Source organism: Nocardia sp. CA-107356 (genome assembly GCF_050946365.1).
Lineage (GTDB): Bacteria > Actinomycetota > Actinomycetes > Mycobacteriales > Mycobacteriaceae > Nocardia.
Map to the genome: position 1 here is coordinate 8,845,515 of NZ_CP191992.1, position 24,465 is coordinate 8,869,979.

The following is a 24,465-nucleotide window of genomic DNA, read 5'->3' on the forward strand; positions in this document are numbered from 1 at the left end:
GGTGACTACTTTCCGGCGATCTTCTTCGCGGCCGCCTCGACGTCGTCGAGACCACCGCAGGAGTTGAACGCCTGCTCCGGGAAGTGGTCGAACTCACCCTTGCAGACGCGGTCGAACGCCTCGATGGTGTCGGTCAGCGGCACCACGGAGCCCGGCTGGCCGGTGAACTTCTCGGCCACGATGAAGTTCTGGCCGAGGAACTTCTCCAGACGACGGGCCCGGCCGACAAGGACCTTGTCCTCTTCGGAGAGCTCGTCCATGCCGAGGATGGCGATGATGTCCTGCAGTTCCTTGTACTTCTGCAGGATCCGCTTCACCTCGTTGGCGACCCGGAAGTGCTCCGCACCGACGATCGAGGCCTCCAGGATGCGGGAGGTCGAAGTCAGCGGGTCGACGGCCGGGTAGATGCCCTTCTGCGAGATCGGGCGGGAGAGCTCGGTCGTCGCATCGAGGTGGGCGAAGGTGGTCGCCGGGGCCGGGTCGGTGTAGTCGTCGGCGGGCACGTAAATGGCCTGCAGCGAGGTGATGGACCGACCACGGGTCGAGGTGATGCGCTCCTGCAGCTCACCCATCTCGTCGGCCAGCGTCGGCTGGTAACCGACGGCCGAAGGCATGCGGCCGAGCAGGGTCGACACCTCAGAACCGGCCTGGGTGAACCGGAAGATGTTGTCGATGAACAGCAGCACGTCCTGGTGCTGCACGTCGCGGAAGTACTCGGCCATGGTCAGGGCCGAGAGGGCGACGCGCATACGGGTGCCCGGCGGCTCGTCCATCTGGCCGAAGACCAGGGCGGTGTCCTGGAGGACGCCCATCTCTTCCATTTCCAGGTGCAGGTCGGTGCCCTCACGGGTGCGCTCACCGACGCCCGCGAACACCGAGGTGCCGGAGAACTCGCGCGCGATACGGGTGATCATCTCCTGGATCAGAACGGTCTTGCCGACACCGGCACCACCGAACAGACCGATCTTGCCGCCCTTCACGTACGGGGTCAGCAGGTCGATGACCTTGATGCCCGTCTCCAGGATCTCGGTCTTACCCTCGAGCTGGTCGAATGACGGGGGCTTGCGGTGGATGCCCCACTGCTCGCCGTCGCGGCCGAGGCCGGGGGTGTCGAGGCAATCGCCGAGGGCGTTGAACACGTGGCCCTTGGTGATGTCACCAACCGGCACCGAGATCGGCTTGCCGGTGTCGGTGACGGCGGCGCCACGGACCAGACCGTCGGTGGGCTGCATCGAGATGGTGCGCACGATGTTGTCACCGAGGTGCTGGGCGACCTCGAGGGTCAGGGTCTTGGCCACCGAGGTCAAGGCGATCTCGGCGTGCAGAGCGTTGAACAGCTCAGGGATCGAACCCCGCGGGAACTCGACGTCCACGACGGGGCCGATGACGCGGACGACGCGGCCTGTTTTCGCGCCCGTCCGGCTCTCTTGAGTGACAGCTGCGGTCATTAGTTGGTTCTCTTCCTGCGCTTAGTCGCGGTCGGAGCTCGAAGCCAGCGCGTTCACGCCGCCGACGATTTCGCTGATTTCCTGCGTGATCTGGGCCTGCCGCACCGAATTCGCCTGCCGGGTGAGCACATTGGCCAGTTCGTTGGCGTTGTCGGTGGCTGCCTTCATTGCGGTGCGCCGAGCCGCGGACTCGGATGCCGCTGCCTCGAGCAACGATGAGTAGATGCGGGTGTTGATGTACTTGGGCAGCAACGCCGCCAGCAGCACATCGGCATCGGGCTCGAACTCGTACTGCGCGGTGAGTTCCGCGGTAGGCGAGTCGGTGAAGCTGTCCTCGCCCATGTCGAAGTCTTCGTCGACGAAGCTGACCTGAATCGGCGCCAACCGGCGCACCTCCGGGGTCTGGGTCAGCATCGAGACGAAACGGGTGTACACAATGTGCAACTCGTCGATGCCCTCGATATTGCCGGTCCCGTTCGGGGCGGGCACCTCACCGTCGGAGCCCGCCATGAAGGCGTCAACGAGGTGATGGCACGCGGCCGAGGCGTCGTTGTACTTCGGCTGCTGGGAGAACCCGGTCCACGCGTTGACCACCGGCCGACTACGGAAGGTGTAGTACGTGAGGCCCTTATTGCCCATCACGTACAGCACCGGCTCCTTGCCCTCGCCGCGCAGGGTGACCATGAGCTCCTCAGCGCGCTTGAGCACGTTGGAGTTGTAGCCACCACACATGCCGCTGTCACTGGTGATGACCAGCACGGCGGCACGGCGGGCGTTGGCCCGCTCGGTCAGCAGCGGGTGCGCCAGACTCGTCGACGCACTCGCCAGCTCGCTGAGGACCTTGGTGATCTCCTCGGCGTAGGGCTTCGCGGCCGCAACCCTGGCCTGGGCCTTGGAGATTCGCGAGGTCGCGATCAGCTCCTGGGCCTTGGTGATCTTCTTGATCGAACTCACACCACGAATGCGGGAGCGCAATTCACGCAAGCTTGCCATCAGCGGTTCACACTCCCTTCATTCGCCAGAATCGAATAGCGCATCGCAGGCTCGATTACTTCTCGACGTGCTTGCGCGTCACCGACAGCGACTCGACCTCTTCGTGGTCGAGCTCACCGGCGGCGGCCTCGTTCACGACGCGCGAACCGTCGGAAGCGAGGAAGCCCTGCTTGAACTTGTCGGTCGCCGCCTTGATCGCGTCGGCGGCGTCACCCTCGAGGCGCTTGCTGCCACCCTCCAGGGCGTCGAACGCACTCTGCGCGGTGCGGTGCAGGTCCTCGAGCAGTTCCGCGTTGAAGCGGCGAATGTCGGCGACCGGAACCGAGTCGAAGAAGCCGCCGTCGACCAGGAAGATCGAGACGATCTGATCTTCGACCGCGACCGGTGTGTACTGGTCCTGCTTGAGCAGCTCGACCCAGCGCGCGCCACGCTCGAGCTGCGCCAGCGACGCGGCATCGAGGTCGGAGGCGAAGGCGGAGAACGCCTCCAGCTCGCGGTACTGCGCCATTTCCAGACGCAGCGAACCGGCGACCGTCTTCATGGCCTTGGTCTGGGCGGCGCCACCGACACGGGAGACCGAGGTACCGACGTTGATCGCCGGGCGGACACCCTTGTTGAACAGGTCGGACTCGAGGAAGACCTGGCCGTCGGTGATGGAGATGACGTTGGTCGGGATGAACGCCGAGATGTCGTTGGCCTTGGTCTCGATGATCGGCAGACCCGTCATCGAACCGGCGCCCATCTCGTCGGACAGCTTCGCGCAACGCTCCAGCAGACGCGAGTGCAGGTAGAAGACGTCACCCGGGTACGCCTCGCGGCCCGGCGGACGACGCAGCAGCAGCGAGATGGCGCGGTAGGCCTCGGCCTGCTTGGTCAGGTCGTCGAACACGATGAGGACGTGCTTGCCCTGGTACATCCAGTGCTGGCCGAGGGCCGAACCGGTGTAGGGCGCAAGCCATTTGAAGCCAGCGGAGTCCGAGGCCGGGGCCGCGACGATGGTGGTGTACTCCATCGCGCCGTGCGCCTCGAGCGCGGACTTCACACCGGCGATAGTGGAGCCCTTTTGGCCAATGGCGACGTAGATGCAGCGCATCTGCTTCTTCGGGTCGCCCGACTCCCAGTTGGCCTTCTGGTTCAGGATGGCGTCGATGCAGACCGCGGTCTTGCCGGTCTTGCGGTCGCCGATGATCAGCTGACGCTGACCACGACCGATGGCGGTCAGAGCGTCGATGGCGGTGATGCCGGTGGCCATCGGCTCCTCGACCGGCTGACGCTGCAGCACGCTCGCGGCCTGCAGCTCCAGCACGCGCTGCTCTTCGGCCTCGATCTCGCCGAGGCCGTCGATCGGCTGGCCGAGGGGGTTGACCACGCGGCCGAGGAACTTGTCACCGACGGGGACCGAGAGCACGTCGCCGGTGCGGCGAACCTGCTGGCCCTCTTCGATTTCCGCGAACTCGCCGAGGATAACCGCACCGATCTCGCGGTCCTCGAGGTTCAGCGCGACGCCGAGCACACCACCCGGGAACTCGAGCAATTCATTGGCCATCGCCGAGGGCAGGCCACTGACGTGCGCGATGCCGTCGCTGCAGTCGGTGACAACACCGACTTCTTCGATGGAGGTTTCCGGGGTGTAGCTCTGGGTGTAGCTCTCGATCGCGCTACGGATCTCATCGGTGGAGATCGTCAGCTCCGCCATAGTCTTCCTGCTCTCGCTGTCTGGTGCTGAATGTCGGGGGTGGTGGGTGTCAGGCCAGAGCCCGACGCAGCCGTTCCAGTCGGCCGGTGGCGCTGCCGTCGATCAGGTCGTCGCCGACGGTCACAACGACGCCGGTCAGCAAACTCGAATCGACCTGCACGTGCACCGTGACCGGCTTGCCGTAGATGCGCTGCAACGATGCCGCGAGATGGTCCCGCTGCTGGTCGCTCAGTGCGACCGCGGCGCGCACATGCGCGACGATCTGGTCGCGCCGAGCGGCGGCGAGGCCGGACAACTCGTCGAACGCTTCGCCGATGCTCGTCTTGGACCGGGTGACCACCTGGTCCGCCAGGGTCTGGGTGATGGACTCGGCCTTACCTGCGAGCAGCCGTTCGATCAGCGCGCGCTTGGCCTCTGCGGGCTTCGCGCGATCCGAAAGTGCCTGCTCCAGATCGGGGTTGTCGCCGACGATCCGGGCGAGCCGGAACAATTCGTCCTCGACGGCCCCGAGCCGTCCGCTGTCGGCGGCCGACTCCAGCAACGCCTCCTGGCCGAGCAACACCAGGGTGTCGACCAAATCGGCGGTGCGCGACCAGTTCTGGGCCACCGCGGTGGTCAGCACCGCCAGGGTGGCGGGGCTGACCTTGCCGCTGAAGACCCGTTCGCTGAGTTCGGCGCGCACCGAGCCGGGAACCGACACGTCCGCGAGCGCAACACGCAGCGAACGCTGGTCATCCAGCACGGCGACAACGGCGAACAGTTCCGACCCCGTCGTGGCCGCAACACTGTCGCTTCCGGTCAGAGCGGCCCGAAGCGCCTCCCGTGCCCGGGAGCTTGCCTCGCGGCTCGCTGCGTACATGCTTCTCACTTTCGCGTCGCTACCTTCCGACCCCGATGCTGGCATTCGACTGATCGAGTTCGGAGAGGAATCGGTCGATCGATGCCGCCTGCTTAGCTTCGTCCGAAACCGACTGTCCGATAATCTTTTCGGCCAAATCGACGGCAGTTTTGCCGACTTCGGCACGCAACTCGGTCAGGATGTGCTGGCGTTGAGCTTCCAGCTGATTGTGACCGGCGGCGACGATGCGGTCGCTTTCGGCCTGTGCTTCCGCGCGCATCTGCGCGAGGATCTGCTGGCCCTGGGTGCGTGCGTCCTCACGGATGCGCGCGGCCTCGAGCCGGGCGTCGGCCAACTGCTGCTGGTACTGCTGCAGCGTCAGCTGGGCTTCTTCCTGCGCGACCTCGGCCCGCTGGATACCGCCCTCGATCTTGTCTGCACGCTCATCCAACACCTTGATCAGGCGCGGGATGACGTACTTGTAGAAGATGACGCCGATGATCGCGATGCAGACCACCGACCACACGATGTCGTAGGTCTCGGGGATGAGGGGATTGATGTCATCCCCTGTCTCCGCGGCGAGCGTAGAAAGCGTGTTCATGGCTATCTCAGAAGATGAAGCCGGCAACAAGGCCGATCAGCGCCAGGGCCTCGGTGAACGCGATACCGAGGAACATGTTGGTGCGGATGGTGCCCTGCAGCTCGGGCTGACGAGCGATGCCCTCGATGGCCTTACCGACCACGATGCCCACACCGATGCCGGGGCCGATAGCGGCCAGACCGTAGCCGATGGCGCCGAAGCCCTTGAACTTCTCGGTGGAGGTTGCCGCTTCCTGGGCCAGGTACGCGAGGCTCATGAGTCTACTTTCCCTTTCTGTTGCTCACCCGCCGGTCGGCGCGGTGTAGCAGGTTTCCGGTAGGTGTTCGGTCAGTGCGAATCAGCGTGTTGCGCGAGTCCGATGTAAACGGCGGTCAGCAGGGCGAAAACGTAGGCCTGCAGGAAGATGACCAGCATTTCGAACAGCGTGAACCCGAGTCCGGCGAGCAGCGAGAACGGCGAGAACACCTTCATCCAGGCCGCGGCGTCGAACAGGAAGAACCAAGTGGCGCTGAAGAACAGCACCAGCATGATGTGACCGGCCAGCATGTTGGCCATGAGTCGGACGGTCAGCGTGAACGGGCGCAGGATGAACGTCGAGACGAACTCGATCGGAATCAGCAACACGTGCAAAGCCGGCGGAACATTCGGAACCACGATGCTGCTGCGCATATAGGTGACGAACCCGTACTTCTTGATACCCACGAAGTTGAACGTGAGGTACGCGATGAGGGCCAGCACCAGCGGCATGCCGATTCGGGCGTTCGACGAGATGTTCAGCCCCGGAATGATGCCGGAGAAGTTGAGAAAGAGAACCGCGAAGAAGATCGTCGCGATCAACGGGAAGTACTTGCGACCGGATTCCTTACCGAGCACCTCGTCGCAAATCTGATCCTTGACGAACACCAGACCGGTTTCGGCGATGTTCTGCAGGCCGCGCGGGACGATGCGAGGATTGCGGAATGCCAGCACCATGACGAGCACCAGCGCGGCGGTCATCACCAGCCGGATCAGCATCAAACGGTCGAGTTCGAACGGCGTACCCTCGAACAGCACAGCTGGAGGGAAGAAGTCGGACAGCGATGGCGCGTGGAACTCGCCCGCCAAAGTGGTGACGCTCAGCGTTCTCTCCCGTGTTCGGGCCGCGGGTACGGTCATTCCCGCGGTTCGATCGGACATTGACGATCAATTGGGTCGACTCAGGTCGGCTCGAAATTCGTCAGCAGCTGTGCGGCAACCCGCATGGGCGTCTGTACGTAGTGTCGGCGACATCGTCGACATGCAGAACCGGAACTCTTCGGAGTCCGGCACGGCAGTAAGCATAGCTGCCATTTGGCGGGATCTCGGTGATCCCCCCTCTCTTGGTCGCTTGCTTACCAACACTTTACCAAGTTATCTACGACAGTGTGTAGGTGGGGGCGATTATTGCTGCGTAGAGGGCAGATCAGACTCACCGGTCGGTACGTTTACGTACGGAACCTTCTGCCGCAGAACGCCATACGTCTCCGCGCCCAGAACGACGAGCAAGGACCCGACCACCGTCAGGAACAGCGCCATCCGGTCGTAGAAATCGAACCGCTGCAGCACCGCGATCACGATCATCGCGACCAGCAGCTTGCCCACCCAGCTCACCAACATGACCAGGCCAGCGGTGCTGGGCGGCAGCTTCGCGCCGAACAGGACGACGGCCGCGGTGGTGAGAATGAAACCGCCGCCGATGGCCGCGCCGAGCAGCGCGCCCCAGAGTCCGGACAGGCCGGCCACCGCCGAGGCGATGGCCACCGACAGCACCACCAACACCGCCAATCCGATCACGCCGTAGCGCAGCGCCGCCTTCAATGGGGCATCGGGACCAGGGACGGGGTTGGTGAGACTCACGACTGCGCCTCGCTGACGCTCGGCTCCGTCGTTCCTCCGGACGCTGGGCTCATGGTTCGCTCGCTTCGCTCACTCACGACTGCGCCTCGCTGACGCTCGGCTCCGTCGTTCCTCCGGACGCTGGGCTTACGGTTCGCTCGCTTCGCTCACTCACGGCCCAAACTTTACCTGGACCTTGCCTTACGTATCCGCGGGCTCCTTGCGGCGCAGGCCCGGTATGGCGGTCACCACCAGCGCGAAAACCAGCCCGCCTGCCATCATCAGCACGACGATCCGCCGATCGTGGATCAGCGAAGTGCCGACGGCCCCGAACGCGAGCACACCAACCCATAAATAGATCACCAGTACAACGCGGCGGTGTGAATGTCCGATCTGCAACAGCCGGTGATGCAAGTGCATTTTGTCCGGTGTCGAGAAACTCACACCGGCGCGGACCCGGCGCACGATCGCCAACAGCAGATCCAGTACCGGAATGAACATCACCGCACCGACCAGCAGCAGCGGCGAAAGCAGACCGACGATGTCGCGAGGTCCGTAGCCCGCCAAATTGATTCGGCCCGAGGCACCCGTCGACACCGCCGCCAGCATGAGCCCGATCAACATCGAACCGGAATCGCCCATGAATATCCGTGCGGGCGAAAAGTTGTGTGGCAGAAATCCCAGACAGGCGCCCGCGAGCGCGGCGGCGAGCAGGGCTGGCGGATATGTGTCGACCGAACCGCCCTGGTTGTAGAGCAGGCCGACGGTGAATACGAAGACCGCGCCCGCGCAGATCAGACCGAGTCCAGCGGCCAGTCCGTCGAGTCCGTCGACGAAATTCATCGCATTGACGATGGTGACGGTGATGCCGACGGTGACGAGGCCGCCCTGCAGTGCGTCCAGCACCACGGTCGTGTCGTTGAACGGGTTGTAGATGACGTACCAGCTCAGGCCCATCACCGCCATCACACCGGCGGCGGTGACCTGACCCGCGAATTTGGTCAGCGCATCCAGGCCCCACCGGTCGTCGACAATGCCGACGAGCACGATGATCGTGGCCGCGACCAGCACCGCCGGAATATCCGGCGCGTAGTCGAAACCCCGTCGCAGCGCAGGCAATTGGTGCGCGAAGAGCACGGCCCCGACGACCCCGACGTACATGCCGACCCCGCCCATCCGCGGAATCGGTTTAACGTGCACATCTCGCTCACGCGGCACCGCGACGGCACCGAAAGCGATGGCCAGCACCCGAATCCCGCCGGTCGCGAGGAAGGTCACCGTGGCTGAGATGAGAATCACGAGCAACAGCTCGCGCAAAGGAACTACAGCACCCGAACCGATCATCCGATTATCTGATCCGCCATACGATCACTGCGTCCCGAGGTCACCGCGTCGCGACGCTGGTCAGCGCCTCCGGGGACATCCCGAGCACATCGGCGATATCGCCGACGGATACCGCGCCCTCGCGCAGGATCCGCGGCTGATCCGCGGTGAGATCGACGATGGTGGAGGCGACCGCATGTTCGGCCGGACCACCGTCGAGGTAGACCCCGACCAGATCGCCGAGCTGATCGCGCGCCTCGGCGGCGGTCTTGGCGGGCGGTTGTCCGGAGACATTGGCGCTGGAGACCGCCAGCGGGCCGACTTCGCGCAACAGTTCCAGTGCGACCGGATGCAGCGGCATCCGCAGCATCACAGTGCCGCGCGTATCACCGAGGTCCCATGCGAGCGAAGGTGCTTGCTGCACAACAAGACTCAGCCCGCCGGGCCAGAACGCCCGGATCAGTTCGCGAGCCTGTGGGCGCACCGAGAACACCAGGCCGTCGATCGTGTGCCAGGAACCGACCAGCACCGGTACCGGCATATCCCGACCGCGCCGCTTGGCGGCGAGCAGTTCGCTTACCGCGGTCGAATCGAACGCGTCGGCCGCCAGGCCGTACAGCGTGTCGGTAGGCAGCACGACCAGACGTCCGGACTTCAGGGCGCTGGTGGCCGCGGTCAGTCCGGCGGCGCGCGAGTCGGCATCCGCGCAGTCGTAGACGGTACTCACGGCCCCCATCCTGTCACGCGTGCCACTCGATGCCACCATCCCGGGGGCTGGTTCCAGCCGGTAACCGCCGATCAGGTGCGGGTCGCGGCGACGAAGCGGGGCTTACCCGCGAGGTCAGGGTGCTCGATGATGTCGGTGAAGTCACTCTGTTTTGCCAGCAGAGCGGCGAGGTCGGAGCCGTTGGTGTCGTCGTGTTCGATGGCGCAGGAGCCGCCGGAACGCAGCAGGCGGGTGACGGTCGGCAGCATTTGCCGGATGACATCCAGTCCATCCGGACCGCCGAACAGGGCGAGATGCGGGTCGTGGTCGGCGACTTCGGGATCGAGTTCTGCGTCTTCGGGGATGTAGGGCGGATTGGCGACGACGAGATCGACCTTGCCGTTGAACTCGGTGAGCAGATTCGGGTCGGTGACATCGTCGGCGTAGAGGGTGATCGGGGTGTCGCCCTCGGCAATGCGCAGGTCGGCATTGCGGCGGGCCCATTGCAGGGCCGCGGGATCGATCTCGATCGCGTGCACGTCAGCGTCCGGGCGAGCCTGGGCGATGGCCAGCGCCAGTGCGCCGGAGCCGGTGCACAGGTCGACGACGACTGGTGTGTGATCGTGCGGCAGCGCCTCCAATTGCGCCAATGCCCAGGCGAACAGCAATTCCGTCTCCGGCCGCGGTACGAAAACGCCGGGACCGACCTCGAGGTCGATCTCGCCGATCGAGGCGGTACCGGTCAAGTGCTGCAATGGAATTCGTTCCGCGCGCCGGGTAACCAGAGCCCGGTACTGCTCGATCACCTCGGGGGCGACCAGCGGTGTCAGCGCCAACCGGGTCCGCTCGACGCCGAGCAGGTGGGCAGCCAGATGTTCGGCATCGGCTTGCGGACTGTGCACGCCTGCGGCGCGCAATGCCTCGACGGCTTGGTTGATCGCTGGGCGCAATGCCACGCGAGTTCCGGACATGATGTCGATACTCCCCGTTCTTGGCGTACCCGGTGAGCTACCCATGTTGTCACCAAGTCAGATGATCTGTCCCGAACACAGGGCCTGCGCCGTCGACTATTCCGCCGCCATGCGCGCTTCGCGATCCGCCTTGCCCAGCGCATCCAGGAGCGCGTCCATATCGCCGTCCAGCACGGTATCGAGGTTGTGCGCCTTGAAACCGATGCGGTGATCGGCGATCCGGTTCTCCGGGAAGTTGTAGGTGCGGATGCGTTCGGACCGGTCGACCGTGCGGATCTGGCTGGCCCGGCCGGCCGCGGCCTCCTGATCGGCCTGTTCCTCGGCCAATGCCTGCAGCCGGGCCGCGAGCACCTGCATGGCGCGGGCCTTGTTCTGCAGCTGGGAACGCTCGTTCTGGCAGGTCACCACGATGTTGGAGGGTAGATGGGTGATGCGGACCGCGGAGTCGGTGGTGTTGACGCCCTGACCGCCCTTACCGGAGGAGCGGTAGACATCGATGCGCAGATCGGATTCATCGATCTGCACTTCCTCCACCTCGTCGGGCTCCGGGTAGATGAGCACGCCCGCGGCCGAGGTGTGGATTCGACCCTGGGATTCGGTGACCGGCACGCGCTGAACGCGATGCACACCGCCCTCGAACTTCAGTCGCGACCAGACACCGTCCCTGGTGGCGTCGCGGCTCTTGATCGAGAGCGTCGCGTCCTTGTAGCCGCCCAGGTCGGAGACGGTAGCACCGAGGATTTCGACCTTCCAGCCGTGCCGCTCGGCATAACGCACATACATACGGGCCAGGTCCGAGGCGAACAGCGCGGATTCCTCGCCACCCTCGCCGGATTTCACCTCGAGCACCACGTCGTCGCCGTCGTGCGGATCGCGCGGGGCGAGCAGGTCGGCCAGCTGCTGCTCCAACTCGACGACCTGCGTCTGCAGGTCGGGGACCTCGGCCGCGAAGGCCGCGTCATCGGCCGCGAGCTCCTGTGCGGCGGCGAGATCATCGCGCGCTGTCGTGAGTTTGGTGTAAGTGGCCATGATCGGGGCCAGTTCGGCGAACCGCTTGCCGACCCGGCGCGCGGCGCCCGGATCGTTGTGCAGCGCCGGATCGGCCAGCTGCATCTCCAGGCCCGCATGCTCGGCCAGAATGTCATCGATCGCGGACGGTTGCGTCATGCTGCTTCCTCTCTTACCCGTACTGGCCACACAAAAGCGCCGACGCCCGGCCTGCTGAGCAGGACCGGGCGTCGGCGAGGAAGCTACTTGCTGTCTGCGTCGGCCTTCTTGCCAGCGCGCTTGCCGTAGCGAGCCTCGAAGCGGGCCACGCGACCACCGGTGTCGAGGATCTTCTGCTTGCCGGTGTAGAACGGATGGCACTGCGAGCAAACCTCGACGGTGATGTGTCCCGACTCCTTGGTGCTGCGAGTCTGGAAGGTATTGCCGCAACCACAGACGACCGTGGTCTCGACATACGCCGGATGAATTCCTGCCTTCATGGATGTCCTCTCGATATTGGCCGCCGGGTCGCCCACGCAGATCGCGAGGACGTGAACCGGAGCCGACTAGGCGGGAGGTCTGCTCACCAGGAGCAGACGCAACAGCTGCTCAGTATGCCAGAACGGCGGTTACGCTCCCAAAACACCCCCGACCCCCCGTTTGTTCCCACCACCACTCAGTGGGCAGAAGCCGAGCCGCCCGACCACGCCGGAGCGAGTCCCACGAGCGAGGAGTTCGCGGCCCATCTCACGCCCCAGCCGCCGAAGCGGATGCAACGAAATCGCGAGTCTCGACAACTGGCCCGCCGTACACCGGGTACCAACAATCCGCACCTCAACAACCACCACGGAGCGAACCCCTACGTGCGAGGAGTTCGCCGACCGTCTCGCGCCCGAGTCGTCGAAGCGCACAGCGACACAGGCACGAATCTCGACCACTGGGCCAGCACACACCCAGTGCCGAATGATCCACACACCAGCAATCACCACGGAGCGAGTCTTACGAGCGACCGTTCGCGGCCCGTCTCGCGCCCGAGTCGTCGAAGCGCACACGACGAGGTCTCGAGTCCCGACGGCTGGGCTGGTGTACGCCGGGTATTGACGATCCGCACCTCGGCGACCACCACAGAGCGAGTCTTACGAGCGACCCGTTCGCGGCCCGTCTCGCGTCCGAGTCGTCGAAGCGATGCGCCGAAGGCGCGAGTCTCGACGGCTCGGACGCGAGACCAAGGGGGCCGCGAACACGCCGCGCCGAAGGCGCGGCAAATCAAACACAGCCCCAAGAAGTTCGGGCACGCGTGCGAGCAGTTCTTAGTGAACTCTTAAACCGAGTAGCTCGTAATTCAAGTAGCTCGAAATTCAAGTAGCTCGCTACTCATGAATACGAACACACCTGTTCATAGAGTTTGAGGCCTGATGCACATCGCCGTGCCGAGACAGAAAGGAGAACCCTGTGAACAGCCGCGTTGCGTTGGCGGTCTTCGTTTCGTTGATTCTCGCTGTCGCGGTCGGCTGGTTTGCCGCCCCCGATAGCCCCTCGACGACCTACTCGTACGCGAAACCCGCTGCCGCACAGCTCGATCCGGCTACCGCCACCGCGAGCACAGGTAGTGGCGCGGGCGCGACGGCGATCATCCTGGCATTCATGATCGTGGGTGCCGCGGGTATCGGCCTGGCCTTCTTCAGCCCACATACGCCGAAAGGGCCCCGCGTAAGCGGAGCCCCTTCGACACTGAAACTGCTGGTCGACCTACTCGTCGAGCGCGCCAGGTGCGGTCTTGCTGACCTGCATCAGGAACTCGAGGTTGTTCTTGGACTTCTTCAGACGGTCGATCAGCAGATCGATCGCCTGGTGCGAGTCCAGGCCGGACAGTACGCGGCGCAGCTTGTGCAGCACCGCGGCCTCGTCGGGGCTGAGCAGTAGCTCGTCCTTACGAGTGCCGGACGGGTTGACGTCAACGGCCGGGAACACGCGCCGTTCCGCGATCTTGCGGTCCAGCTTGAGCTCGGCGTTACCGGTGCCCTTGAACTCCTCGAAGATCACCGTGTCACCGGTGGAACCGGTCTCGACCATGGCGGTCGCGATGATGGTCAGCGAGCCACCGTTCTCGATATTGCGCGCCGCGCCGAGGAACCGCTTGGGCGGGTACAGCGCGGTCGAGTCGACACCACCGGAGAGGATGCGGCCCGAGGCGGGCGAGGAGTTGTTGTACGCACGACCCAATCGGGTGATCGAGTCGAGCAGAACCACAACGTCTTTGCCCATTTCCACCAGGCGCTTGGCGCGCTCGATGGCGAGTTCGGCGACCGACGTGTGATCTGACGGCGGACGGTCGAAGGTGGAGGCGATGACCTCACCCTTCACCGAACGCTGCATATCGGTGACCTCTTCCGGACGCTCGTCGACCAGCACGACCATGAGGTAGACCTCGGGGTTGTTGATGGCGATGGCGTTCGCGATGTCCTGCATGATCGTCGTCTTACCTGCCTTGGGCGGGGAGACGATCAGGGCGCGCTGGCCCTTACCGATCGGCATGATCAGGTCGATGACGCGGGTGGTCAGCTTGTTCGGCTGGGTCTCCAGCCGCAGGCGCTGGTTCGGGTACAGCGGGGTGAGCTTGCTGAACTCGGGGCGCCGCTTGGCCGCGTCGACCTCGCCACCGTTGACCGTGTCCAGCCGCACCAGCGGATCGAACTTCTGGCGCTGGTTGCTCTGCTCACCGTCGCGTGGAGCGCGCACCGCACCGGTGATCGCGTCACCGCGGCGCAGGCCGTTCTTGCGGACCAGGTTCATCGAGACGTAGACGTCGTTCGGTCCGGCCAGATAGCCCGAGGTGCGCACGAAGGCGTAGTTGTCCAGCACGTCGAGGATGCCCGCGACCGGCTGCAAGACATCGTCCTCGCGGATCTCGAGCTCGCGTGCCTCACCGCCACCGGTGCCGCCCTCGCGGTCGCGACCACGACGACGTTCCCGGAAACGACGTCCCCGCCGTCCGCGACCGCCCTCGTCCTCGTCACCGCCACGGTTGGCGTCGCTACGGCCACCGCCCTCGCCGCCACGGCCGCCATTGGCACTGCCGTTCTGGCTGCGTTCGCCACCCTGGCCGCGCTCGCCGCCCTGGCCACGCTCGCCGCCCTGGCCACGCTCGCCGCCCTGGCCACGCTCGCCGCCCTGGCTGCGCTCGCGGCGGCGTTCGCCCTGCTCCTGGTCCGACTTCGGCTCGTCGGCACGGGCCTCGCCTGCGGCGGCCTCGCCGCCGGCGCGCGCCTGGTCACGACCGCGACGCTGCCTGCCGCGACCACGCTGGCCTGCCTCGCGACCGGAATCCTCGGTGGTCTCCGACGGCCCGGCCTCGGCCTGCGCCGGCTCGGCCTTGGGCTCCGCCGACTTCTCGGCGGCTTTCGGCGCGGCGGATTCGGCGATGGTCTCCTTCGCCGGGGCTTCCTTCGCCGGGGCGGGGGCCTCCTTCACCGGGGCGGAAGCAGCGGGCGCCACATCGAGGGTGCCCTGCTCGGCCTTTACCGGCGCCGCCTTGGCGGCGTCCGCATCGGACTTCACCTCGCCACGCGCGGACTTTTCCGCCTTCGCCGACTTTCCGGCTTGGTTTTCCTTGATGGCGGCGATCAAATCGCCTTTGCGCATTCCAGAGGTGCCTCGGATACCGAGTTCCCCCGCGAGCGCGCGCAACTGCGGCAACAACATTCCAGTCAGCCCCGATCGTGCGACGTCGGTTTGTTCGCTCATCTTCGAAATCTGTCCGGAGTCACTTTCGCGGTCCCCTGTCGGGTTGGAATCCACCCCGGGTGTCGCGAGCAGGTCCGTATCTGTCACGGAAATCCTTTCCTTCCCTCGATTGCCGTGTGCCTTTTCGAGGGTTTCGTCCCGCAGTCCGGGCGTTGTGCCGGACTCGGATGCGAGGGCCGAACATAAAGCTCGGACCGGCGCTGTTGCCGTATCACCTGCCCCGCCGGACCGGCGGCTTCGCCACCAGTTCCTGAAAGGTGGGAGAGATCATTCCAGTTGCGCAGCTACGCAGCACCCCCATGGCCTGGAGGCTCGAGCCTGGAGCCTGCTGGAGCGATTGCCCTGATGAAGCACCGGCGTCTGATGCGCACGATGTACGGACGTGCTCAGGATAGCTGGCAACCTGGAACCTCGGCAAGGCAGACGCGCCGTCAGTGGATTCGGACGCCTTCCGCGAGTCCCGGCTCGACTACTCGCAGCCCGTCGATGGCCGCGATTTCGCGGAGCTCGGCGGGGAATTCGCTGGTCCCCAAGGCCAGTACGGTGGGCCCGGCACCGGATACCGTCGCGGCGATACCGGCCGCCCGCAAGCGAGCGATCCAGGTGGTGGTCAGCGGCAGCGCGGGCGCACGCTGCGTCTGATGCAGTCGATCTGCCGTTGCGGGCAGTAGTAAGTCGGGACGTTGCGTCAGGGCGACGACCGCGAGTGCGGCGCGGCTGACGTTGAACGCGGCGTCGCCATGCGGCACGACCTCGGGCAACAGGCCACGGGTATGCGCGGTCGATGAGCGCTCGTCCGGAATCAGCACCACCGGACGCAGCCTCGGATGCGGATCCAGGCGCACCGCACGGTAGACGCGGCCGTGATCAGGCGCCGCGGCACCGTCATTGGCCGCGTCCGCGGCGGTTTCGGTCCAGGACACTACGATTCCGCCGAGCACACTGGCCGCGGCGTTGTCCGGGTGGCCTTCGAATTCCGAGGCCAGCTGCACCAATTGGTCGCTGCCGATGGCCAATGCGGGGTCCAGCTTCGCGGCGAGACCACATCCGGCTGCGAGACCGCCGACCACGGCCGATGCCGACGAACCGAGACCGCGCGAATGCGGAATCACGTTGCGGCACACCACATCGAGACCATCGGCCCAGACGCCCGCGGCCTCCAGGCCGCGCTCGATCGCGCGCACCACGAGATGCGAAGGGCCCCAAGGCACATCGTCGGCGCCCTCACCCTCCACTCGGATGGCAAGGCCGGAATCGGTAGTGCGCACCTCGATCTCGTCGTAGATGCCCAAAGCCATACCGAGCGAATCGAATCCGGGGCCGAGGTTGGCACTGGACGCGGGCACCCGCGCGGTCACGGACAGACCGACGGGCAGCGTCCTCGTCATCAGCTGGCTTTCGCGCGAATTCAACTCAGGCCAGCTCGAGTTCGTGGGCGACCGCGATCGGGTCGACCGGAATCGCCTGCACCTGTGGCATTCCCGCGAGCGCGTTATCCGGATCCTTGAGACCGTTGCCGGTCACCGTGCACACGACAGTCAGGCCGGAATCCAGCCAACCCTCCTTGCGCGCGGCGAGCAGGCCCGCGATGCTGGCCGCCGACGCGGGCTCGACGAAGACGCCCTCCGTCGCGGCGACCAGTCGGTACGCCGCCAGGATCTCGTCGTCGGTGGCGGCGCGGAAGGCGCCGCCGGACTGCTCCTTGGCCTCCATGGCGCCGTTCCAGGATGCGGGCGCGCCGATCCGGATGGCGGTCGCGATGGTCTCCGGGTCCTTGACCGGGGCACCGTTGACCAGCGGCGCGGCACCGGCGGCCTGCACACCGAGCATGCGCGGCAGCCCGGTGGTGATGCCGTCGGCGTAGTACTCGCGGTAGCCGCGCCAGTAGGCGGTGATGTTGCCCGCGTTGCCGACCGGAAGGGCGTGCACGTCGGGCGCCTTGCCGAGCACATCGCAGATCTCGAACGACGCGGTCTTCTGGCCCTCGATGCGGGCCGGATTCACCGAATTCACCAGACCGACGGTCGGGAATTCCGCGGTGACCTTGCGCGCGAGCTCGAGACAGTCGTCGAAGTTGCCGTCGACCTGGATGATCTTCGCGCCGAGCATGACGGCCTGGGCCAGCTTGCCCATGGCGATCTTGCCCTGCGGGATGAGCACGGCACAGCTCATGCCGGCACGGGTCGCGTAGGCGGCGGCCGATGCCGAGGTGTTGCCGGTGGACGCGCACAGCACGGCCTTCTGACCGCGGTATTTCGCATCGGTGATGGCCATCGTCATACCGCGGTCCTTGAAGGAGCCGGTCGGATTCAGGCCCTCGACCTTGAGATACACATCACAGTCGGTCAGCTGGGAGAGGTGCGGTGCCGGCACCAGCGGGGTGCCGCCCTCGTACAGGGTGACCGGGTCCCAGTCGGCGGCGCCCGCCAGCCGATCGCGGTAGGCGGCGATCAGGCCGGGCCACCGGGAGTGCACTCCGGCCTGTGGCGCGACGCCCGTCGTACGCCCACCCGTCGCCCGACCGCCACCCCCTACGGAATCGCGACGCGATGCTGTCATTCTTTGGTGCCTTCCAATCTCAGAACGCTGGTCACGGATGTGACGGACGCCATCTCCGCCAGGGCGGCGACGGTGTCCGCGAGCGCCGACTCCGAAGCATGATGGGTGACGACGACCAGTCGCGCACCCTCGCCGTGCCCTTCCTGACGGACGGTGGAGATGCTCACCTCATGCTTGGCGAATTCGCCCGCCACCTTGGCCAGCACCCCGGGTCGGTCTGCTACCTGCAGGTTCACGTGGTAACGCGTGGGCGTATCGCCGATCGGCGCGATCGGTAGCTCAGCATAAACCGACTCGCCCGGAGCACGGCCACCGTAGAACTTGTTGCGCGCGGCCATCACCAGATCGCCGAGCACCGCCGAGGCCGTCGGGGCACCGCCAGCGCCCTGACCGTAGAACATCAGCCGGCCGGCGTTCTCGGCCTCCACGACGACCGCGTTGAACGCACCGGTCACCGCGGCCAGCGGATGCTTGCGCGGGATGAGGGCCGGGTAGACGCGTACCGAGACACGCTCCTTGCCGCCCTCTTCCGGACCGGGTTCACCAGGGCCGGCGGGGACCCGCTCGCAGATGGCGAGCAGTTTGACCGTGCAGTCCAGCGCGGAGGCGGTCTCCAGATCCTCCGAGGTGATCTTCGAAATGCCCTCGCGGTAGACATCGGCCGCGGTCACGCGGGTGTGGAAGGCCAGCGAGGCCAGGATCGCGGCCTTCGCGGCGGCGTCGTAGCCCTCGACGTCGGCGGTCGGATCGGCCTCCGCGTAGCCGAGGCGGGTGGCCTCTTTCAGGGTGACCTCGTAGTCGGCACCGGTCTCGTCCATGGCGGAGAGGATGAAGTTGGTGGTGCCGTTGACGATGCCGACGACCTTGTTCACCCGGTCACCGGACAGCGACTGGATCAGCGGGCGCACCACCGGGATCGCGCCAGCGACGGCGGCCTCGAAGTAGAGGTCGGCGCGGTTGCGCTCGGCGGCGGCGGCGAGTTCGCCGGTGTAGTCGGCCAACAGGGCCTTGTTGGCGGTCACCACGGATTTGCCAGCGTTCAGCGCGGCCAGGATGAGGCGGCGGGCCGGGTCGATGCCACCGATGACCTCGACCACCAGGTCGACATCGTCACGGGCGACCAGCGCGTCGGCGTCGGTGGTCAGCAGTTCGGCCGGGAGGCCACGGTCGACCTGCAGATTGCGCACCGCGACCCCGCGCAGCACCAGCGGCGCACCGACACGGGCCCGCAGATCGTTGGCGTGATCGCGCAGAATCCGCACCACCTCGGTGCCGACATTGCCCATCCCGAGGACCGCGACTCCGATCGGTCGATCGGTTCCCCACACTCCGAACTTCGCAGCTTCAGGCCCACCCGCCGCCCGGCCACCACCCCTGATCGAATCGCTACGCGATACAGAATTCATTGCACCTCCAGGCTGAGCAGGTCCGCCACCGTTTCCCGGCGCAGAATGAGTCGCGGTACGCCATCACGCACCGCGACGACCGCTGGACGAGTCAGCTGGTTGTACCGGCTGGACATCGAATAGCAGTACGCGCCGGTCGCGGCGACGGCGACCAGATCGCCGGGGCCGACATCGGCGGGCATCCACGTGTCGCGGATGACGATATCTCCACTCTCACAATGCTTTCCGACGACCCGGGCGACCACGGGCGCGGCGTCGGAGGAGCGCGAGACCAGGCGGCAGTCGTAGTCGGCCTGATACAGCGCGGGACGGATGTTGTCGCTCATGCCGCCGTCGACGCTGACGTAGCGTCGACGCAGTCCGCCGTCGAGCGAGACGTCCTTGATGGTGCCGACCTCATAGAGGGTGACGGTGCCCGGTCCCACGATGGCGCGGCCCGGCTCGACGGCGATCTTCGGCTCGGGTAGTCCGGCGCGGCTCGCCTCGGTGGCGACCAACTTGCGCAGGCTCGCGGCGAATTCGTCCAGCGGCGGCGGATCGTCACTGGGCAGATACGAAATACCAAGGCCACCACCGAGATCCAGCGTGGCGATCTGTGCGGTGCGCTCGATGCCGAACTTGTCGATGGCCTCGCGCAGTAGGCCGAGCATGCGGCGCGCGGCGATCTCGAAACCATCGATGTCGAAGATCTGCGAGCCGATGTGGCTGTGCAGACCGACAAGTCGGAGATTATCGGCCTCGAAGACGCGGGCCAGCGCCTCCATCGCATCGCCGCCCGCGATCGAGAAGCCGAACTTCTGATCCTCGTGGGCGGTCGAAATGTATTCGTGGGTATGGGCTTCCACACCGACGGTGACGCGAACGAGCACGTCCTGCACCACACCGGCGCGGCCCGCGACGGCCTCCAGTCGCTCGATCTCGATCAGCGAGTCGACCACCACGTGACCGACACCCGCTTCGACCGCGGCAGCCAGCTCGGCGGCCGATTTGTTGTTGCCGTGCAAGGCGATTCGGTTCGCCGGGAAGCCCGCGTGCAACGCGACGGCCAGTTCGCCGCCGGAACAGACATCGAGGCAGAGGCCCTCGTCGCGGATCCAACGGGCGATCTCACCGCACAGGAATGCCTTGGAGGCGTAATGAACTCGTGCGTCCGGGCCGAAGGCGGCGACCATATCGCGACAGCGAGAACGGAAGTCGTCCTCGTCGACCACGAATAGCGGGGTGCCGAACTGGGCGGCGAGCTCGTGCACCGACACACCGGCCAACTGCACGACGCCGTCGGCATCGCGAGAAGCGTTGCGCGGCCAGACATTCGTGGGCAGATCGATCATCTGCTCGGGATCGCTCGGACGCTCCGCGAGACTGGGTGCGTGCGGGATCTCTGCGTGCCGGGGACCGGCAGGATGTGCGCTCACTACATACGCTCCGGTGCACTAACGCCGAGCAGCGCGAGGCCGTTGCTCAGCACCTGACGGGTGGCATTGGCCAGGGCGAGCCTGGCGGCATTGGTCGGGGTGACGGGTTCGTCACCGAGGGGCAGCACGCGCAGGTTCTTATTGGTCTGGAACCGGTGGTAGGCACCGGCCAGTTCCTCCAGGTAGCGCGCCACGCGGTGCGGTTCGCGCAGACCGGCGGCGCTGGCGACGGCGCGTGGGTACTCACCGATGGTCCGGATGAGTTCGCCCTCTTCGTCGGCGGTGAGCAGACCGAAATCCGGTGTCACCGTGTCATATTCGAATTCAGCCGCATTGCGCGCGATGGACGCGGTCCTGGCATGTGCGTATTGCACATAGTAGACCGGGTTTTCGTTGCTCTGACTGGTCCACAGGTTCAGGTCGATATCGATACTCGAGTTCACCGAACTGCGCACCAGCGAGTACCGGGAGGCGTCGACGCCGATGGCCTCGACGAGATCGTCGAGGGTGACCACGGTGCCCGCGCGCTTGCTCATCCGCACTGCCACACCGTCTTTGACCAGGTTGACCATCTGCCCGATGAGGACCTCGACGGTGGCCGGATCATCGCCGAACGCGGCTGCGGCGGCCTTCAACCGGCCGATGTAGCCGTGATGGTCCGCACCGAGCATGTAGATGCACAGGTCGAACCCGCGCGAGCGCTTGTTCTGGAAGTAGGCGATATCACCGGCGATGTAGGCGGCATTCCCGTCGCTCTTGAGGACCACCCGGTCCTGATCGTCGCCGTATTCGGAGCTGGCGATCCACCAGGCCCCGTCCTTCTGGTAGAGATCGCCGGAGTCCTTGAGCTTGGTGACGGCCTGCTCGACCGCACCGGACTCGAATAGCGAACTCTCGTTGAAATACACGTCGAAGTCGGTGCCGAATTCGTGCAGCGACTCTCTGATGTGCGCGAACATCAGCTCGACGCCCTCGGCGCGGAACAGCTCCAGCTGCTCGTTCTCCGGCAGGGTCGGTGCCTCGGGATGCGCGGCCACGATCTGGGCGGCGATCTCACCGATGTACTCGCCCGCGTAGCCGTTCGCCGGAGTCGGCGCGCCGGTAGCGGCGGCGACCAGAGACTTCGCGAAACGGTCGATCTGTGCACCGTGGTCGTTGAAGTAGTACTCGCGGGTGACCTCGGCACCCTGCGTGGCCAGGATGCGACCCAGCGCGTCACCGACGGAGGCCCAGCGGGTACCACCCAGATGCACCGGACCGGTCGGATTGGCCGAGACGAATTCCAGATTGATCCGGGTGCCCTTCAAGGCGTCCGAGGTGCCGTAGCCCGCGCCCGCGGTCAGCACCTGTCGCAGGATCGCGCCCTGCGCCGATGCGGCCAGCCGGATGTTCAGGAAGCCGGGTCCGGCGACCTCAGCGGTATCGATGGCGTCGGCGGTGGCGAGCGCCCCGGCGAGCCAGGTCGCCAACTCGCGCGGATTCGTTCCGGCCTTCTTGCCTACCTGCATGGCCACATTCGTGGCATAGTCGCCATGTTCCGGATTACGGGGGCGCTCCACATTGACCTCGTCGGGCAGGACCGCAGGGTCCAGTCCATGTTCGACAAGCACCTTCGCCGCGGTTGCGCGAAGGAGATCTGCAAGGTCAGCTGGAGTCACGAGTCTCTATCCTATGGTCTGGGCAGGTGTACGCCTCGAGTGGGCACCTCGGCGGAGCACTCCGCAACCACCCAGCACCATGGATCAATACATGGAAAGAGCACAGCGAGCTATGCCGAGCAGCACGAGCGCCAAATCGGCCAAGGCCGTCCGGGCCGCGGGGAAGGTCGCACCTTCGCGCAAAAAAGGTGGCGGCAAAGTAACGACGGGCAAAGGCCCATTGAAGAAGCGCCAGATTCCATGGCTGGTCATCGGGGCCGCCGTGGTGATCGTCGCGCTGATCGGGGCACTCGCCTACAGCCTGGTGCCGAAGTACCGGGACAAGGCCGAACTCGAGAAGTTCACGCCGAGCGCGCAGAAGAAGGATCCCTCGGATCAGATTCCCGGGGTGGCCAAGAAGGAATATCCCGCTGGCCTGCATGTCAGCGGTGCGCAGCGCGTCGCCTATGACCAGGCGCCGCCGTTCGGCGGTCCGCACGACCAGGTCTGGGCGAACTGCATGGGCGTGGTGTACAGCAAGCCGATTCGCGTGGAGAACGCGGTGCATTCGCTCGAGCACGGCGCGGTGTGGATCGCCTACAACCCCGACAAGGTCGACGCGGCGGGCGTCGACTCCCTGAAGCAGAAGGTCGAAGGCAAGCCGTTCACGCTGATGTCACCGTTGCCCGGCCTGGCGTCGGCGGTGACGCTGCAATCCTGGGGTCACCAGCTGAAGCTGGACGGCGCCGACGACAAGCGGGTCAACCAGTTCATCACCGCACTGCGCGAGAACCCGTACACCTACCCCGAAGTCGGCGCGAGCTGCTCCAACCCGGCCTTCGATGCGAACAATCCGACGCCCTACGACCCGACGCCGCCCGGACCCGACGCAGTCCCGATGGACGGCAAGGGCCTTTCTCAGGACCAGACCGAACTCGGCGGCGCGTCCGGTGGCCTGCCCGGCATGCCCAATATCCCCGGTGTGCCGAATATCCCGGGTCTGCCGAATATCCCGGGTCTGCCGACCGGAATTCCGACCCAACCCACGGAGGGGCAGTAGATGCCCACCGATACCGATATCGAGCCGGACGTTGCCACTGATTCCGCGGGTTTCGGCGCACAGGCGCAGCGGCAGCGCACCCCGCTGCTGGTACTCGGCGCGATCGGCATACTACTGATCGGATTTGCCGTCGGCGTGCTCGCTCGGCTGCCGCTGGATGGCAATACCGAACCCGACCCCGGCGCGGTCGATATCGGATTCAGTCAGGACATGTCGGCCCATCATGCGCAGGCGGTCGAAATGGCCGGTGTCGCGCTCATCGGTTCCACCGATAACGACGTGCGCAGACTGGCCTACGACATTCTGACCACCCAGCAGGGCCAGATCGGCCGGCTGCAGGGTTGGCTGCAGATGTGGGGTAAGCCGAATCAGAATGTCGACGGCTATATGGGCTGGATGACCGAACAGCCGGGCCACGCGCATTCCGGCGCGAGCGCCACCTCCGGCCACACCATGTCCGGCCCTTCGTCTTCCATGCCGGGCATGGCGACCACAGCGGAACTGACCGCGTTGCGCCAGGCCACCGGCCCCGCCCTGGACACGATGTTCCTGCAACTGATGCTGCGCCACCACCAGGGCGGACTCACGATGATCCAGTTCGCCGCCCAGCACGCCGAAACCACCGCCGTGCGCACCCTGGCAGCCACCATGGCGACCACCCAACAGGGCGAAGCCCAACTGATCACCACCATGCTCACCGCACGCAACGCAACACCACTGCCGCTGAACTGACCGCGTGTATCGGGCCGGAAGCGAAACCCCCCGGCCCGACACGCTTTTTGGCGGACGCCGATCAATGCGATACGCTTGCCCCGCCCGATCGGCCGCCGCACCCGGCGCCCTTCGAGAACTATCCCGCCCTCGTAGCTCAGGGGATAGAGCGTCTGCCTCCGGAGCAGAAGGCCGCAGGTTCGAATCCTGCCGAGGGCACCACACGAAGAAGGCCCTGACCAGCGCACATGTGGTCAGGGCCTTTCTCATCCGAGGACTCGTCCAGCCTCAGCGTCACGAGTTGTCACAACCTCACCCAATGTCTTCGCTGCGGCCTCCAGGGCTTCGCCCCGGACCCCCAGCCCTTGTGGCTCGGTGGCATGGAGAGCATGACTCGATGCTCGGCTCATTGTGGCTGGGTTGGGCGGGGAAAGCAGAAGCCGATGCCGGGCTCATTATGGCTGGGTTGGCGGGCTGAGCATGGCCGATGCTCTGTGCTGTGTGGCTGGGTTGGGT

General features: G+C 65.8%; 21 protein-coding genes and 1 tRNA gene. 3 read left to right on the forward strand and 19 right to left on the reverse strand.

Features of this window, described 5'->3' with window-relative positions; translation table 11 throughout:
- Positions 1-5 precede the first annotated feature (5 nt).
- The 19 genes from atpD to argS form a co-directional block, all read right to left on the reverse strand.
- The gene (gene atpD, locus ACQP1G_RS39990; protein ID WP_433194958.1) at positions 6-1,448 is read right to left on the reverse strand and encodes a F0F1 ATP synthase subunit beta; all 1,443 of its coding nucleotides are present in this window, start codon (positions 1,446-1,448) and stop codon (positions 6-8) included.
- Between the two features lie 21 nt (positions 1,449-1,469).
- Positions 1,470-2,441: a F0F1 ATP synthase subunit gamma gene (locus ACQP1G_RS39995; RefSeq protein WP_433194960.1), complete on the reverse strand. Its 972-nt coding sequence runs from the start codon at positions 2,439-2,441 to the stop codon at positions 1,470-1,472.
- 55 nt (positions 2,442-2,496) lie between these two features.
- Positions 2,497-4,137 (reverse strand): F0F1 ATP synthase subunit alpha, encoded by a 1,641-nt coding sequence (gene atpA / locus ACQP1G_RS40000; protein WP_433194962.1) that lies wholly within the window; start codon positions 4,135-4,137, stop codon positions 2,497-2,499.
- A gap of 49 nt (positions 4,138-4,186) precedes the next feature.
- Entirely contained in the window at positions 4,187-4,996 is an 810-nt protein-coding gene (locus ACQP1G_RS40005; protein WP_433194964.1) for a F0F1 ATP synthase subunit delta, read from the reverse strand.
- A 19-nt stretch (positions 4,997-5,015) separates the two neighbouring features.
- Entirely contained in the window at positions 5,016-5,576 is a 561-nt protein-coding gene (locus ACQP1G_RS40010; RefSeq protein ID WP_433209222.1) for a F0F1 ATP synthase subunit B, read from the reverse strand.
- Positions 5,577-5,583: 7 nt separating this feature from the next.
- Positions 5,584-5,832, reverse strand: coding sequence for an ATP synthase F0 subunit C (locus ACQP1G_RS40015; protein WP_433194966.1), 249 nt, complete (start codon positions 5,830-5,832; stop codon positions 5,584-5,586).
- Between the two features lie 71 nt (positions 5,833-5,903).
- A complete protein-coding gene (gene atpB / locus ACQP1G_RS40020) occupies positions 5,904-6,752 on the reverse strand; it encodes a F0F1 ATP synthase subunit A (protein ID WP_433194968.1) in 849 nt (282 codons plus the stop codon).
- 243 nt (positions 6,753-6,995) lie between these two features.
- Complete coding sequence (locus ACQP1G_RS40025) at positions 6,996-7,451, reverse strand: hypothetical protein (RefSeq protein WP_433194970.1); 456 nt, start codon at positions 7,449-7,451, stop codon at positions 6,996-6,998.
- 180 nt (positions 7,452-7,631) lie between these two features.
- Complete coding sequence (locus ACQP1G_RS40030) at positions 7,632-8,774, reverse strand: glycosyltransferase family 4 protein (protein ID WP_433194972.1); 1,143 nt, start codon at positions 8,772-8,774, stop codon at positions 7,632-7,634.
- A gap of 40 nt (positions 8,775-8,814) precedes the next feature.
- Complete coding sequence (locus tag ACQP1G_RS40035) at positions 8,815-9,480, reverse strand: L-threonylcarbamoyladenylate synthase (protein ID WP_433194974.1); 666 nt, start codon at positions 9,478-9,480, stop codon at positions 8,815-8,817.
- A gap of 71 nt (positions 9,481-9,551) precedes the next feature.
- Positions 9,552-10,430: a peptide chain release factor N(5)-glutamine methyltransferase gene (gene prmC / locus ACQP1G_RS40040; protein ID WP_433194976.1), complete on the reverse strand. Its 879-nt coding sequence runs from the start codon at positions 10,428-10,430 to the stop codon at positions 9,552-9,554.
- Positions 10,431-10,526: 96 nt separating this feature from the next.
- Entirely contained in the window at positions 10,527-11,597 is a 1,071-nt protein-coding gene (gene prfA, locus ACQP1G_RS40045) for a peptide chain release factor 1 (RefSeq protein WP_433194978.1), read from the reverse strand.
- 83 nt (positions 11,598-11,680) lie between these two features.
- On the reverse strand, positions 11,681-11,917 hold the full coding sequence (gene rpmE / locus ACQP1G_RS40050; RefSeq protein WP_354953468.1) for a 50S ribosomal protein L31: 237 nt from the start codon (positions 11,915-11,917) through the stop codon (positions 11,681-11,683).
- Between the two features lie 1,249 nt (positions 11,918-13,166).
- Positions 13,167-15,248 carry a transcription termination factor Rho gene (gene rho, locus ACQP1G_RS40055; protein ID WP_433194980.1) on the reverse strand — a complete coding sequence of 694 codons (2,082 nt, stop codon included), beginning with the start codon at positions 15,246-15,248 and terminating at the stop codon, positions 13,167-13,169.
- A 344-nt stretch (positions 15,249-15,592) separates the two neighbouring features.
- Positions 15,593-16,549: a homoserine kinase gene (gene thrB, locus ACQP1G_RS40060; RefSeq protein ID WP_433194982.1), complete on the reverse strand. Its 957-nt coding sequence runs from the start codon at positions 16,547-16,549 to the stop codon at positions 15,593-15,595.
- 25 nt (positions 16,550-16,574) lie between these two features.
- Positions 16,575-17,636: a threonine synthase gene (gene thrC, locus ACQP1G_RS40065; RefSeq protein ID WP_433209225.1), complete on the reverse strand. Its 1,062-nt coding sequence runs from the start codon at positions 17,634-17,636 to the stop codon at positions 16,575-16,577.
- A gap of 80 nt (positions 17,637-17,716) precedes the next feature.
- Positions 17,717-19,126, reverse strand: coding sequence for a homoserine dehydrogenase (locus tag ACQP1G_RS40070; protein ID WP_433194984.1), 1,410 nt, complete (start codon positions 19,124-19,126; stop codon positions 17,717-17,719).
- The gene (gene lysA, locus ACQP1G_RS40075; protein WP_433194986.1) at positions 19,123-20,541 is read right to left on the reverse strand and encodes a diaminopimelate decarboxylase; all 1,419 of its coding nucleotides are present in this window, start codon (positions 20,539-20,541) and stop codon (positions 19,123-19,125) included. The genes ACQP1G_RS40070 and lysA overlap by 4 nt, the downstream gene beginning before the upstream one ends.
- Entirely contained in the window at positions 20,541-22,199 is a 1,659-nt protein-coding gene (gene argS / locus ACQP1G_RS40080; RefSeq protein ID WP_433194988.1) for an arginine--tRNA ligase, read from the reverse strand. The genes lysA and argS overlap by 1 nt, the downstream gene beginning before the upstream one ends.
- Positions 22,200-22,311: 112 nt before the next feature.
- Here argS and ACQP1G_RS40085 point away from each other — a divergent pair, with 112 nt between their 5' ends.
- From ACQP1G_RS40085 to ACQP1G_RS40095, 3 genes are all read left to right on the forward strand, one after another.
- Complete coding sequence (locus ACQP1G_RS40085; protein ID WP_433194990.1) at positions 22,312-23,238, forward strand: DUF3105 domain-containing protein; 927 nt, start codon at positions 22,312-22,314, stop codon at positions 23,236-23,238.
- Positions 23,239-23,970, forward strand: a complete 732-nt coding sequence (locus ACQP1G_RS40090) for a DUF305 domain-containing protein (protein WP_433194992.1) — start codon at positions 23,239-23,241, stop codon at positions 23,968-23,970.
- A gap of 125 nt (positions 23,971-24,095) precedes the next feature.
- A tRNA-Arg gene (locus ACQP1G_RS40095) sits at positions 24,096-24,171 on the forward strand.
- Positions 24,172-24,465: the final 294 nt, after the last annotated feature.